General features: G+C 71.5%; 13 protein-coding genes. 9 read left to right on the forward strand and 4 right to left on the reverse strand.

Going from position 1 to position 12,816, the window contains the following annotated elements:
• Position 1 precedes the first annotated feature (1 nt).
• Positions 2-751, forward strand: coding sequence for an energy-coupling factor ABC transporter ATP-binding protein (locus tag ACQEUU_RS07095; RefSeq protein ID WP_433061925.1), 750 nt, complete (start codon positions 2-4; stop codon positions 749-751).
• Here ACQEUU_RS07095 and ACQEUU_RS07100 read toward each other — a convergent pair.
• Positions 726-1,745, reverse strand: coding sequence for a potassium channel family protein (locus tag ACQEUU_RS07100; protein ID WP_433061928.1), 1,020 nt, complete (start codon positions 1,743-1,745; stop codon positions 726-728). The two genes, ACQEUU_RS07095 and ACQEUU_RS07100, sit on opposite strands and share 26 nt — an antisense overlap.
• A gap of 72 nt (positions 1,746-1,817) precedes the next feature.
• Between ACQEUU_RS07100 and ACQEUU_RS07105 the strand changes: the two genes are divergently transcribed.
• The 4 genes from ACQEUU_RS07105 (at position 1,818) to ACQEUU_RS07120 (ending at position 4,476) form a co-directional block, all read left to right on the forward strand.
• Positions 1,818-2,156 (forward strand): STAS domain-containing protein, encoded by a 339-nt coding sequence (locus tag ACQEUU_RS07105; RefSeq protein ID WP_270159305.1) that lies wholly within the window; start codon positions 1,818-1,820, stop codon positions 2,154-2,156.
• Between the two features lie 48 nt (positions 2,157-2,204).
• Complete coding sequence (locus tag ACQEUU_RS07110) at positions 2,205-2,978, forward strand: SDR family NAD(P)-dependent oxidoreductase (protein ID WP_433061932.1); 774 nt, start codon at positions 2,205-2,207, stop codon at positions 2,976-2,978.
• A 10-nt stretch (positions 2,979-2,988) separates the two neighbouring features.
• On the forward strand, positions 2,989-3,753 hold the full coding sequence (locus ACQEUU_RS07115) for a crotonase/enoyl-CoA hydratase family protein (RefSeq protein ID WP_433061935.1): 765 nt from the start codon (positions 2,989-2,991) through the stop codon (positions 3,751-3,753).
• Positions 3,754-3,858: 105 nt separating this feature from the next.
• Entirely contained in the window at positions 3,859-4,476 is a 618-nt protein-coding gene (locus ACQEUU_RS07120; RefSeq protein WP_433061938.1) for a rhomboid family intramembrane serine protease, read from the forward strand.
• A 23-nt stretch (positions 4,477-4,499) separates the two neighbouring features.
• On the opposite strand, the gene serC is transcribed toward ACQEUU_RS07120, so the two are convergent.
• Positions 4,500-5,609, reverse strand: coding sequence for a phosphoserine transaminase (gene serC / locus ACQEUU_RS07125; RefSeq protein ID WP_433061941.1), 1,110 nt, complete (start codon positions 5,607-5,609; stop codon positions 4,500-4,502).
• Positions 5,610-5,779: 170 nt separating this feature from the next.
• Positions 5,780-6,886 carry a citrate synthase 2 gene (locus ACQEUU_RS07130; protein ID WP_270155878.1) on the reverse strand — a complete coding sequence of 369 codons (1,107 nt, stop codon included), beginning with the start codon at positions 6,884-6,886 and terminating at the stop codon, positions 5,780-5,782.
• Positions 6,887-7,122: 236 nt separating this feature from the next.
• On the opposite strand from ACQEUU_RS07130, the gene pdxH reads away from it, so the two are divergent.
• Together pdxH and ACQEUU_RS07140 are read left to right on the forward strand one after the other, a co-directional pair.
• Positions 7,123-7,776 (forward strand): pyridoxamine 5'-phosphate oxidase, encoded by a 654-nt coding sequence (gene pdxH, locus ACQEUU_RS07135; RefSeq protein WP_433061944.1) that lies wholly within the window; start codon positions 7,123-7,125, stop codon positions 7,774-7,776.
• 11 nt (positions 7,777-7,787) lie between these two features.
• A complete protein-coding gene (locus ACQEUU_RS07140; protein ID WP_433061946.1) occupies positions 7,788-9,023 on the forward strand; it encodes an MFS transporter in 1,236 nt (411 codons plus the stop codon).
• 33 nt (positions 9,024-9,056) lie between these two features.
• On the opposite strand, the gene ACQEUU_RS07145 is transcribed toward ACQEUU_RS07140, so the two are convergent.
• Positions 9,057-9,686 (reverse strand): UdgX family uracil-DNA binding protein, encoded by a 630-nt coding sequence (locus ACQEUU_RS07145; protein ID WP_433061949.1) that lies wholly within the window; start codon positions 9,684-9,686, stop codon positions 9,057-9,059.
• A gap of 99 nt (positions 9,687-9,785) precedes the next feature.
• Between ACQEUU_RS07145 and ACQEUU_RS07150 the strand changes: the two genes are divergently transcribed.
• Both ACQEUU_RS07150 and ACQEUU_RS07155 read left to right on the forward strand, forming a co-directional pair.
• Positions 9,786-10,490, forward strand: a complete 705-nt coding sequence (locus tag ACQEUU_RS07150; RefSeq protein WP_433061951.1) for a metal-dependent transcriptional regulator — start codon at positions 9,786-9,788, stop codon at positions 10,488-10,490.
• Between the two features lie 96 nt (positions 10,491-10,586).
• Positions 10,587-12,815, forward strand: a complete 2,229-nt coding sequence (locus tag ACQEUU_RS07155; protein WP_433061954.1) for a SpoIIE family protein phosphatase — start codon at positions 10,587-10,589, stop codon at positions 12,813-12,815.
• Position 12,816 lies beyond the last annotated feature (1 nt).

Consider the following 12,816-nt stretch of genomic DNA (forward strand, 5'->3'; position numbering starts at 1 on the left):
CATGACGGAGAACTCGCTCGAAGTGAGCAGCCTCGCCTACGCCTACCCCGACGGGACGCAGGCGCTGTTCGGCGTCGACCTGACCATCCGGCGCGGCGAGCGGGTGGCGCTGCTCGGGCCCAACGGCGCGGGCAAGACCACGCTCGTCATGCACCTCAACGGCATCCTCACGGCCGGCCACGGCACCGTGACGGTGGCCGGCACCCCCGTGCGCCGCGACACGCTCAAGGAGATCAGGCAGCGCGTCGGCCTGGTGTTCCAGGACCCCGACGACCAGCTCTTCATGCCCACGGTCCGCGACGACGTGGCCTTCGGCCCGGCCAACGCGGGCCTGCGCGGCGAGGAGCTGCGGGCCGTGGTCGACGACGCGCTGGAACGGGTCGGCATGCTCGACGCCGCCGACCGCCCGCCGCACCACCTGTCGTTCGGCCAGCGCCGCCGGGTGGCCGTGGCGACCGTGCTGGCGATGGAGCCGGAGATCCTGGTGCTCGACGAGCCCTCGTCCAACCTGGACCCGGCGGCCCGCAGGGAGCTGGCCGAGATCCTGCGTTCCCTGGACGTGACCGTGCTCATGGTCACCCACGACCTGCCGTACGCGCTGGAGCTGTGCGAGCGCTCGCTGATCCTGTCGGACGGGGTGATCGCGGCCGACGGGCCGACCCGGGAGCTGCTGGCCGACACCGAGCTGCTCGCCCGCCACCGGCTGGAGCTGCCCTACGGGTTCGCTATTCCGGCTTCGCGACGTGGATGACCACCAGCGTGTCGCCCTCGCGCAGCTCGGCGGCGCGCGGGTCGGTGTAGGGGAACATGCGGCCGTCCCTGACGACCGCGACCGGGAGCTCCTCACCCTTGATCGGCGGGCCGCCCACCTCCTCGGGGCGGACCAGGCGCTCGTTCAGGTCGACGCCTCTGCCGTAGGTGAGCAGGTCCTGGATCAGCGCGCTGACGGCGGGGCTCTGCGTGGCCACGCCCATCATCCGCCCGGTCGTCTCGGCCGAGGTGATGACCACGTCGGCGCCGCTCTGGCGGACGAGCGGGTCGTTCTCCGCCTCGCGGACCGCCGCCACGATCGTGGCCTTGCGGTTGAGGCTGCGGGCGGTGAGCGTCACCAGGGCGGTGGTGTCGTCGCGCCGGGTGGCGATGATGATCTGGCCCGCGGTCCTGACGCGGGCCCGGCCCAGGACGTGACTGCGGCTGCCGTCCCCCAGGACGCCGGCGAACCCGTCGGCCGCGGCCTCCTCCACCACGGCCGGGTCCGGGTCCACGACCACGATGGACTCCTTGGCGGTGCCGTTCTCGAGCAGCGTGCGGGCGGCGGCCCGGCCCTTGGTGCCGTACCCGACGATCACGGTGTGGTCCTGCAACCTGCTCCTCCAGCGGTCGATCAGGATGGCGTCCCTGGTGCGCCGGGTGAGCACCTCCAGCGTGGTGCCCACGAGCACCACCAGGAAGGCGATGCGCAGCGGCGTCACGGCCACGATGTTGATGATCCTGGCCCCGGTGGTGACGGGCGTGATGTCGCCGTACCCGGTGGTGGAGATGGACACGGTGACGTAGTAGAGCGCGTCGAGCAGCGACACCTCGCCGTCGGCGTTGTCCCGGTAGCCGTCCAGGTCCAGGGCGACCAGCGCGAACATGGCCAGCAGCATCGCCAGCGCGATCGCCATCCGGCGCAGGACGGCGCGCAGGGGGCTCAGGCGGGCGGACGGCAGGCGGACGCCCAGCGCCGTCTCGTCCTCATTCATACGGCTGATCGTAGTTTGTGGATGCCCTCTATCCGGGCAAGTCGAAGTACAGTGGCTCATCGAGGAGGGCCCATGAAGCTGCGGCTGGCGCGACACTCCCTCGGTGACGCCGTGGTGGTGGCCGTTGCGGGAGAGCTCGACCTGTTCACCGCCCCGGTCCTCCGCGACGAGGTACGTGACGCGATCAAGCAGGACGGCGCCCGGCTCGTCCTCGACCTCCAGCAGCTGTCGTTCATGGATTCGAGCGGTCTGTCGGTGCTGATCGAGGCCTGGCGGCTGGCCACCGGCGAGGGCGGCGGGGTGTCGCTCGCGGCGCCCCAGGCCCCGGTGGCGCGCATCCTGCGGACCACCGGGCTCGACCGGCGGATCAAGGTCTACGCCGACGTCGACAGCGCCGTGGGCGGAATTTGACCCCCCTCCGAGTAGAACTTCATTCGGTAGGGGGTTAGGGTCCGTGCTATGGACGTGAACGGATCCGCAGTCATCATTTCCGGTGGCGCCAGTGGCCTCGGCGAGGCCACGGCCCGCGAGCTGGCCCGCGCCGGCGCCACCGTGGTCATCGCCGACCTCAACGAGGAGCGCGGCAAGGCCGTCGCCGACGAGCTCGGCGGCGTCTTCGCCAAGACGGACGTCTCCGACGACGGCCAGGTGCAGGCCGCCGTGGACACCGCCGTCGCCACCGGCAAGCCGCTCCGGGTGGTCGTCAACAGCGCCGGCATCGGCTGGGCCGAGCGCACCGTCAACCGCAACGGCGAGCCGCACAACCCGGCCACCTACCGCAAGGTCATCGAGGTCAACCTGGTCGGCACGTTCAACCTCATGCGCATCGGCGCGGCGGCCATCGCCAAGACCGACCCGGTCGACGACGACGGGCAGCGCGGCGTGGTGATCAACACCGCGTCCGTGGCCGCGCTGGAGGGCCAGACCGGGCAGCTCGCCTACAGCGCCTCCAAGGGCGGCATCGTCGGCATGACCATCCCGGCCGCCCGCGACCTGGCCGCCATCGGCGTACGGGTGAACACCATCTGCCCGGGCATCATCGACACCCCCATCTACGGCTTCTCGGCCAACGCCGACGAGTTCAAGGCCAAGCTGGTGGCGCCGGTGGTGTTCCCCAAGCGGATGGGCCGCGCCGACGAGTTCGCCCACCTGGTGCACTCGCTGGTCCAGAACGACTACATGAACGCCGAAGTCGTCCGCTTCGACGGCGGCATCCGCTTCCAGCCCAAGTAAGTGAGGTCCCGTGTCTGACGAAGTGCTCGTCGAGGAGTCCGACGGCGTCGCCGTGATCACCATCAACCGCCCCAAGGCCCGCAACGCGGTCAACGGGGCGGTGGCCAGGGGCATCGCCGAGGCGCTGGACGCGCTCGACGCCCGGCCCGAGGTCTCCGCCTACGTGCTGACCGGAGGCGGCGGCACGTTCTGCGCGGGCATGGACCTCAAGGGGTTCCTGTCCGGCGACTTCCCGGTGGTGGAGGGACGCGGGTTCGGCGGCATGACCGAGGCGCCGCCCAAGAAGCCGATCGTGGCCGCCGTCGAGGGGTACGCGCTCGCGGGCGGCTTCGAGCTGGCCCTGTCCTGCGACCTCATCGTGGCCTCGTCGGAGTCGAAGTTCGGGCTGCCCGAGCCCAAGCGGGGCCTGGTGGCCGGCGCGGGCGGGGTCATGCGGCTGCCGCGGCGCATCCCGTACCACGTGGCCATGGAGATCGCGCTCACCGGCGACCACTACCCGGCCGCGCGCCTGTACGAGCTGGGCCTGGTCAACCGGGTCACCGAGCCGGGGCAGGCGCTGGAGGGGGCGGTCGAGCTGGCCCGCAAGATCGCCGCCAACGCGCCGCTCGCGCTGGCCGCGACCAAGCGCGTGATCGTCGAGTCGCAGGACTGGTCGCTGGAGGAGATGTTCCGCAAGCAGGGGGAGATCGTCCAGCCGGTGTTCGGCTCCAAGGACGCCATGGAGGGCGCCGCGGCCTTCGCGGAGAAGCGCGCTCCCCGGTGGAAGGGCGAATAGCCTCGACTCCGTACCCCCTCCCGGACATCGGGAGGGGGTTCTTCATGCGCGTTTGCGGTATTTCATGCGTACGGTTGTAGGGGACGACGTCACCTGGGGAGGGGCATGAGCGACTACTCGCGGCCGCGTTACGAGTCAGCCAAGAGCGGGCTGGCCTCACTGCTCTCGGGCGCCCTGGCTTCGGCGCTGACGATGCTCATGATCCTGTCCGTCATGTGGGCGGTCGAGATCTTCGACTACCTGACACCGGGCACCCCCGACTACGCGTACGGCATCAGGGGCTGGCAGCCCGACGGGCTGGTCGGCATCTTCACCGCGCCGTTCCTGCACGGCGGCTTCGGGCACCTGATGGCCAACTCGCTGCCGCTGCTCGTGCTCGGGTTCCTGGCGGGGCTGCGCGGGATCGGCAGGTTCCTGGCCGCGAGCCTGCTGATCATCGTCATCGGCGGCGTCGGCACCTGGTTCACCAGCCCCGGGACCTACACGGTGGGGGCCAGCGGGCTGGTGTTCGGCTACTTCGGGTACGTGGTGGCGCGCGGCCTGTTCGACCGGCGGGCGCTCGACGTCGTCATCGGCATCGGCGTGGCCGTCGCGTACTGGTCGATCCTGGCCGGCGTGCTGCCGGGCGAGCCGGGCATCTCGTGGCAGGGCCACCTGTTCGGGCTCGTCGGCGGCGTGGTGGCGGCGTGGGTGCTGCGCCGGCCTGCCGGGGCCATCCGCTAGCGGACGGCCCCGGGGGGCGGAGGTCAGAGGCGCTCGACCACGTGGTCGACGCAGGCCGTCAGCGCCTCGACGTCGGCCGGGTCGACGGCCGGGAACATCGCGATGCGCAGCTGGTTGCGGCCCAGCTTGCGGTAGGGCTCGGTGTCGACGATGCCGTTGGCCCGCAGCACCTTGGCCACCGCCGCCGCGTCCACGTCGTCGGAGAAGTCGATCGTGCCGACCACCTGGGAGCGGAACTCCGGAGCGGCGAACGGGCTCGCGAACGACGACTTCTCCGCCCAGGTGTAGAGCCGCTGCGCCGAGTCGGCCGTGCGCGCGGTGGTCCAGGCCAGGCCGCCGTTGCCGTTCATCCAGTCGAGCTGGTCGGCCAGCAGGAACAGCGTCGCCACCGCCGGGGTGTTGTAGGTCTGGTCCTTGGCCGAGTTGTCGATCGCCACCGGCAGGCTGAAGAACTCCGGCACGAACCGGCCGCTCGCCGCGATCTCCTCGACGCGGGCCAGGGCGCGCGGCGACATCAGCGCGATCCACAGGCCGCCGTCGGAGGCGAAGCTCTTCTGCGGGGCGAAGTAGTAGACGTCGGTCTCGGACACGTCGACGGGCAGACCGCCCGCGCCGGACGTGGCGTCGACCAGGACCAGCGCGTCGTCGCCGCCGACCCGCTCGATCGGCATGGCGACGCCGGTCGAGGTCTCGTTGTGGGTGAGCGCGTAGACGTCGACGCCGTCCTCGGCGACCGCCTGAGGATGGGTGCCGACCTCCGACTTGATCACCGAAGGGTCGGAGAGCCACGGCGCCTTCTTGGCGACCGTCGCGAACTTCGAGGAGAACTCGCCGAACGACAGGTGCTGCGACCGGTCGCGGATGAGCCCGAAGGCGGCGATGTCCCAGAACGCGGTGGTGCCGCCGTTGCCGAGCACGACCTGGTAGCCCTCGGGCAGCGAGAACAGGTCGGCGAGGCCGGAGCGGACGCGGCCGACCAGGTTCTTGACCGGCTTCTGGCGGTGGGAGGTGCCCATGAGGCTCGCGCCGGAGGCGGCGAGCGCGGCCAGTTGCTCGGTGCGAACCTTCGAGGGCCCGCAGCCGAAACGGCCGTCGGCGGGCTTGATGTCTGCGGGAATCACGATGTCAGCCACCTCACCAGGTTACTGACGTGCGCCGACTGCCTGGTCCCCGGTCCGCGATCTGAGACGGCGCCCCGGGCCGGACAGGGCGCATCATGGTCACAACGGGACCGAACCCGGCCTGCGCGAGGACGACAACGGCCCGCCGGAGGCCGGCGGGCCGTACTCGTGAGGCCGGTGGATCAGATGGTGCCGACGACCTCGTCGGCGCCTGGGACGTCCGACAGCGGCCGGGACGCCGGGCCGATGTAGTTCGCGCTCGGGCGGACCAGCCTGCCGGTGCGCTTCTGCTCCAGGATGTGGGCGGCCCAGCCGGCCGTGCGGGCGCAGGTGAACATCGAGGTGAACATGTGGGACGGCACCTCGGCGAAGTCCAGCACCACCGCGGCCCAGTACTCGACGTTGGTGGCGAGCACCCGGTCGGGCTTGCGGGCGTGCAGCTCCTCCAGGGCGGCCTTCTCCAGGGCCGCCGCGACCTCGTAGCGGGGCGCGTCCAGCTCCTTGGCCGTGCGGCGCAGCACCCGGGCGCGCGGGTCCTCCGCGCGGTAGACGCGGTGGCCGAAGCCCATGAGACGCTGGCCCTTGTCGAGCTCGCTCTGCACGTACTTCTTCGCGTCGCCCATCTGCTCGACGCCCTCGATCATGTGCAGCACCCGGGCCGGGGCGCCGCCGTGCAGCGGGCCCGACATGGCGCCGACCGCGCCGGAGAGCGCCGCCGCCACGTCGGCGCCGGTGGAGGCGATGACGCGGGCGGTGAACGTGGACGCGTTCATGCCGTGCTCGGCCGCGGAGGTCCAGTAGGCGTCGATGGCCTTGACGTGCCTGGGGTCGGGCTCACCGCGCCAGCGGATCATGAAGCGCTCGACGATGGTCTTGGCCTCGTCGACGCGCTTCTGCGGCACCATCGGCAGGCCGAGGCCGCGCGCCGACTGGGCCACGAAGGACAGCGCCATCACCGAGGCGCGGGCGAGCTGGTCGCGCGCCTCGTCGTCGCCGATGTCGAGCAGCGGCTTGAAGCCGTAGGCGGGAGCCAGCATGGCCAGCGCGCTCTGCACGTCGACGCGGATGTCGCCGGAGTGGACGGGAATGGGGTACGGCTCCGCCGGGGGGAGGCCCGGCTGGAACTTGTTGTCGACCAGCAGCCCCCAGACGTGTCCGAAGGGGACACGGCCGACGAGCTCCTCGATGTCGACGCCCCGGTATCGAAGGGCGCCCCCTTCTTTGTCCGGTTCCGCGATCTCGGTCTCGAAGGCTACGACGCCCTCGAGGCCGGGTTTGAAGTCGGACACGTCGGCCGCCTCCCTTTCCTGCCATGTTCCGGCATTGCTGAGCCAGTGGTCGCGGACGCCGCAGGACTCTTCGGCTCGTCCTGTGAGCGTTCCGCTATGTTGATGTCGAGATACCGGCGGGTCAATTTAACCCCCTCCCTTCCCGTGCCCGGTCGCCGGACCCGCCGATAGGGCAAAACCGCAGGTAGGGGGCCTGGTATGGGGCTCGTCCGCCGGGCGCGCAAGAATACCTTCTCGTGGATGCCACCTCGCGCCCGCCCTCGCTGGCGGGGCTTCGCCGCTCGTACGTGGGCGAACCGCTGCTCGAAACCGCCGTCGCGGCCGATCCGGTCGTCCAGTTCACCACCTGGTTCCAGGAGGCGCTCGACGCCGGCCTGCCGGAGCCGAACGCCATGGTGGTGGCCACCGCCTCCGCCGGCGGCCGGCCCAGCGCCCGCACGGTCCTGCTCAAGGAGTACGACGAGCGCGGGTTCGTCTTCTACACCAACTACGAGTCCCGCAAGGGCCGCGACCTGGCCGAGAACCCGCGGGCGTCGCTGCTGTTCCCCTGGCATCCCATCCGCCGCCAGGTGCGCGTCGAGGGCACGGTGACCCGCCTGTCGCACGAGGAGTCGGCCGCCTACTTCGCCTCCCGGCCGTACGGGTCGCGCATCGGCGCGTGGGCCTCGCGCCAGTCCGCGGTCGTGCGCTCGCGGGAGGTCCTGGACGCCCGCTACGAGGAGCTCTCGGCCCGCTGGCCCGAGGAGCCGCCGGTGCCCGACTTCTGGGGCGGCTACCTGGTGACGCCGCGCGAGGTGGAGTTCTGGCAGGGGCGGATGGACCGGATGCACGACCGGCTCCGCTACCGCCGCGGCCAGGGCGGCTGGGTGCTGGAGAGGCTTGCCCCTTAATCTGACCGCTTGTGTCATTCGGGGAGTTCGTCAAGCGCCATCTGGTCGACACCCGGCCGCTGCGGGTGCCCGCCTACCGGCGCATCTGGATCGGGCAGGCGGTCTCGCACGTCGGGCTCGGCGTCACCGTGGTCGCGGTCAGCCAGCAGGTCTACGAGTTAACGGGCTCCTCGTTCTGGGTCGGCATGCTGGGCCTGGCCAACCTGATCCCGCTGGTGGTGTTCGGGCTCTGGGGCGGGGCCGTGGCCGACGCGGTGGACCGGCGCAAGCTGCTCGTCGCCGGGTCGCTGGTGGCCTGGCTCGGCATCGTGCTCATCCTGGCGCAGGCCGTCGCCGGCGTGCCGAACGTCTACACGCTGCTCGCCGCCGTGGGGCTGAGCGCGGCCGGGTTCGCGATCAGCTCGTCCACCAGAGGCGCGATCATCCCCAGGCTGCTGCCCCCCGAACTGGTGCCGTCGGCCAACGCGCTCAACTCGCTCGTCTACAGCATCGGCGCGGTCGGCGGTCCCATGGTCGGCGGCGTGGTGCTGCAGGAGGGCGGGTTCGCGGCCGCGTACGCGGTGGACGCGGTGCTGTTCACGGCCGGCCTGTACGCCGCCTTCCGGCTGCCCGCGCTGCCCCCGCTCGGCGAGGTGTCCAGGCCCGGCTGGCGGTCGGTGGGGGAGGGGCTGCGGTTCATCGTCACCAGCCCGATCCTGCTGATGTCGTTCGCCGTCGACATCATCGCCATGGTGTTCGCGCTGCCCAGAGCGCTCTTCCCGGAGCTGGCCGACCAGCGCTTCGGCGGGTCGCTGCTGGCGCTGGCCTGGCTCAACTCCGCGATGGCCATCGGCGCGGTGCTCGGCGGGCTGTTCTCCGGCTGGGTCACCCGGGTCAAGCGGCAGGGGCTGGCGCTCGTCCTCGTCATCGCGCTGTGGGGGCTGGCCGTGGCGGCGGCGGGGATGGCCGACCAGCTCTGGCTCGTGGTGGCGTTCATGGCCGTCGGGGGCGCGGCCGACGTGGTGTCGTCGGTGTGGCGGCAGTCGATCCTGCAGCTCTACGCGCCCGACGAGATGCGCGGGCGGCTGCAGGGCGTGTTCATGGTGGTGGTCGCGGGCGGACCGCGGCTGGGCGACGTGCGCGCCGGCGCCACCGCGACGGCGTTCGGGCTCTCGACGGCGTGGATCGGCGGCGGGCTCGCGTGCGCGCTCGCGGTCCTGGTCGCCGGGCTGTCGGTGGCGAGCTTCAGGAACTACCGCTCGCGCTGAGCGCGGGCACCGGCGGAGCGCGGGCCCCGGTGGTCAGCGGGTGCGGTGGACCGCGCCGGCCGCGATCCGCAGGTCCGCGAGGAACCCGGCGTACGCGGCGTCGCGGTCGGGGGCCCGCAGCACCGCGGAAGGATGGACGGTGGCCACAGCGAGCGCCTCGCCCATCGGCATCGGCTCGCCGCGCCGCTCGGTCACCCGGAACGCCCGGCCCAGCAGCGACCGCGCGGCCGTGGCGCCCAGCACCACGACCACCTCCGGCCGTACCGCGGCCAGCTCCGCTTCCAGCCACGGCCGGCACGCGTCGATCTCGGCCGCCGTCGGCTTCTTGTGGATTCGCCGCTTGCCCCGGTCGGTGAAGGAGAAGTGCTTGACCGCGTTCGTGACGTACACCTCGTCGCGGTCGATCCCCGCCTCGTCCAGGCCGCGGTCCAGGACCCGGCCGGCCGGGCCGACGAACGGATGCCCCTGCCGGTCCTCCTGGTCGCCCGGCTGCTCACCGACGAGCATGTAGCGGGCGCGCTCCGCGCCCTCGCCGAACACCGTCCGGGTGGCGTCACGGAACAGGCCGCACCCCTCACAGCCCGCCGCCGCGTCACGCAACGACTCGAGATCGTGACTTTCGGGAAGGAAAGCAGCCGCTGAGTTGTTGCCGTTCTTTGTCATCGCCGGTCGTTCTCCCCCTAGGCTTCGACCTGATCCTGTGCCCGCAGCGGAAGGGCTCAGTCCCGAGACGACCGGCTAGCATGGCATGAGGGAGGAGCCTTGACCGCACACGGCCTGATCGACACCACGGAGATGTATCTCCGTACGATTTACGAGCTCGAGGAGGAGGGCATCATCCCCCTCCGCGCCCGCATCGCCGAGCGCCTGCAGCAGAGCGGCCCGACCGTGAGCCAGACCGTGGGCCGGATGGAGCGCGACGGTCTCGTCCGCGTCGAGGGCGACCGCCACCTGGCGATGACCGAGCTCGGCCGCACCCTCGCCACGCGGGTGATGCGCAAGCACCGCCTCGCCGAGTGCCTGCTGATCGACGTGATCGGCATGCCCTGGGAGGAGGTGCACGTCGAGGCCTGCCGCTGGGAGCACGTGATGTCCGAGTCGGTGGAGCAGCGCCTGGTCAAGCTGCTGGGCAACCCCACGTCCTGCCCGCACGGCAACCCCATCCCCGGCCTGGCCGAACTCGGCGCCGAGGAGGCCGCCGAGGGGGCGGAGTCCCAGCTCACCCCCATGGTCGAGGTCGCCGGCTCCCATGCCGTGCCCGTGACCGTGCGCCGAATTAGCGAACAAGTGCAAAGCGATCCCGCTCTGATGCTTAAACTCAAGCAAGTTGGGATACAACCCGGACGCGAGGTGACGCTCGCGGCGAGCGACGACGGTGTGCGGGTGACAGGTGACGGTGACGCGAACGACTCTCTCGCGGAGATTCCGCGCGACGTGGCGGCACACGTCTTCGTGTCCAGGCGCTGATCTCATCCGGGAGACCCTCCACTCCCCCCCGGCCAAGACTGTTGCAGGAGCGCTCGTGGTCCTTTCCCGCACGCTTCCCCGAGGAGTGGTCTCCGGATGACGCGATGGGGGGATCTGTCCCACGACGCGGCCGATCAGCTGGCCGCCTCGTCGGTCCTCGACCATGCCGAGATGGCCGTGGTGGTGACGGACCGGTTCAGCAACCTCCTCTACTGGAACCCGTTCGCCGAGAAGCTGTTCGGCCGGCCGGGCAAGTCGGCGCGCGACTCCTCCGTGCTCTCCTTCGGCATCATGGAGAAGGACCAGCCGCAGGCGATCGAGCTGGCCAAGCACGTGCTCAAGGGCAACGTCTGGGAGGGCACGTTCGACGTCCGCCGCGGTGACGGCGCCATCGTCTACGTCCGCGCCCAGGCGGTGCCGCTGCGCCACCCGTCGGGCTCGGTGACCGGCATCGTCATCACCGCCCGCGAGGCGCTGCGCAGCAACGAGCGGGAGAAGGACCGCTTCGGGCTGCTGGAGCGCATCGGCGAGCGGCTGGCCGGCTCGCTGTACGTGGAGGAGACGCTCAAGCGGGTGGCCGAGATGCTCGTCCCGCAGTTCGCCGACCACTGCTTCATCGAGCTGATGGAGGGCGACCGGCTGGTGCGCCGGGTCTCCCAGCACGTGCAGGGGTGGGAGCCGCCGCCCGGGACGTGGATGCCCGTCGGGGCGGAGATCCGTTATCCGGCCGGCCACTACGCCGACGCCGCGCTGCGCCGCCAGGAGACCATCCTCGTCGACGACTTCGCCGGCAACGACTTCCCGTCTCCCAGCGAGAGCAGCGCGCGGCTGTGCGGCCAGGTCGGCATGAACTCGGCGATCGTGGCGCCGCTCACCGTGCGCGGCGAGACGCTCGGCCTGATGTACCTCGGGCTGTCCGACCTCACCGAGCGCCGCAGCCCTCACTACGACGCCTTCGACCGCGACTTCGTCGGCGCCATCGCCACCCGCGTCGCGGTCGCCATCGACAACGCGCTGCTGTTCGAGGAGGAGCGCCACACCGCCGAGTCCTTCCAGAAGCACCTGCTGCCGGGGGCGCTGCCCCAGCTCGACGGGCTCCACATCGCGGTCCGCTACTATCCCGCCGCGCCGCTCGCCTCCCACGGGCAGGGCATCCAGACCCAGGTGGGCGGCGACTGGTACGACGTGATCCCGCTCTCGGCGGGCCGGGTCGGCATCGTGATCGGCGACGTGGAGGGCCGGGGCGCCAAGGCGGCCGCCATCATGGGCCAGCTGCGGGCCGCGCTGCGCGCCTTCGCGCAGGACGACAAGTCGCCGGCCGACATCCTGGCCAGGCTCGACGAGTGGACCCGCATCATCGCCACCCCGGAGAAGGACGACTCCGGCGCCGACATCAGCGTCCCGCCCATCGTCACCTGTCAGTACCTCGTCTACGACGCCTGGTCGCGGCAGCTGTCGTTCGCCAACGCGGGCCACGCCCCGCCGCTGCTGCTGAGCGACGGCGAGTGCGTGGAGCTCGACATCGAGGAGGTCGGCCAGCCGCTGGGCGTGCGCGCCAAGGGCATGCACGCCGACCTGGTCTACAAGGAGGAGACCCGCACGCTTCCTCCCGGCGCCGCGCTGCTGCTCTACACCGACGGCCTGGTCGATCGCCGCCCGGCCCGTTCCGGCCCGCGGCCCGACGAGCAGGAGACGCTGGGCGTGCTCTGCGAGAAGCTCGCCACGATGACCAAGGCCGAGGTCGAGCGCATCGCCGAGGCGGCCACGGTGGCCGTGCCCGGTGAGATCGACGACGACATGGCGATCCTGGTCATCCGCTCCAGCGACGAGGACCTCGACGTCGCGGAGCGCACGTTCCCGGCCCAGCCGATCATGGTGGGGGAGGCGCGGCGGATGGCCTCCGACGCCTTCGCCGACTGGAACGTCCCCGAGGAGCGGGCCGAGCTGGCCTGCCTGCTGGTCTCCGAGGTCGTCACCAACGTGGTGCTGCACGCCTCGACCGCCACGGTGCCGCGCAGGGAGCTGGTGGTCGACGGGCCGCCGCTGCCCTTCGAGGAGTCGTGGGACATGCCGGGCTTCGACAGCTTCGACGACGAGGTGGCCGGCGACAAGGAGTTCACGCTCCGGCTGCGCCGCGGCGAGGAGTCCGTCTGGGTGGAGGTCTTCGACCAGGACCTGCGGCTGCCGCGCATCCGCAGCGCGGGCGAGAACGACGAGGGCGGCCGCGGCCTCTACCTCGTCGACCAGTTGGCCAAGCGCTGGGGCTCGCGTCCCACCAGGGAAGGCAAAGCGGTCTGGTTCGAGATTCCCACCAGGGGCCGGTGAG

Origin of the sequence: Nonomuraea sp. CA-218870, assembly GCF_050936535.1 — a bacterium.
In the GTDB taxonomy this organism is placed as follows: domain Bacteria; phylum Actinomycetota; class Actinomycetes; order Streptosporangiales; family Streptosporangiaceae; genus Nonomuraea; species Nonomuraea corallina.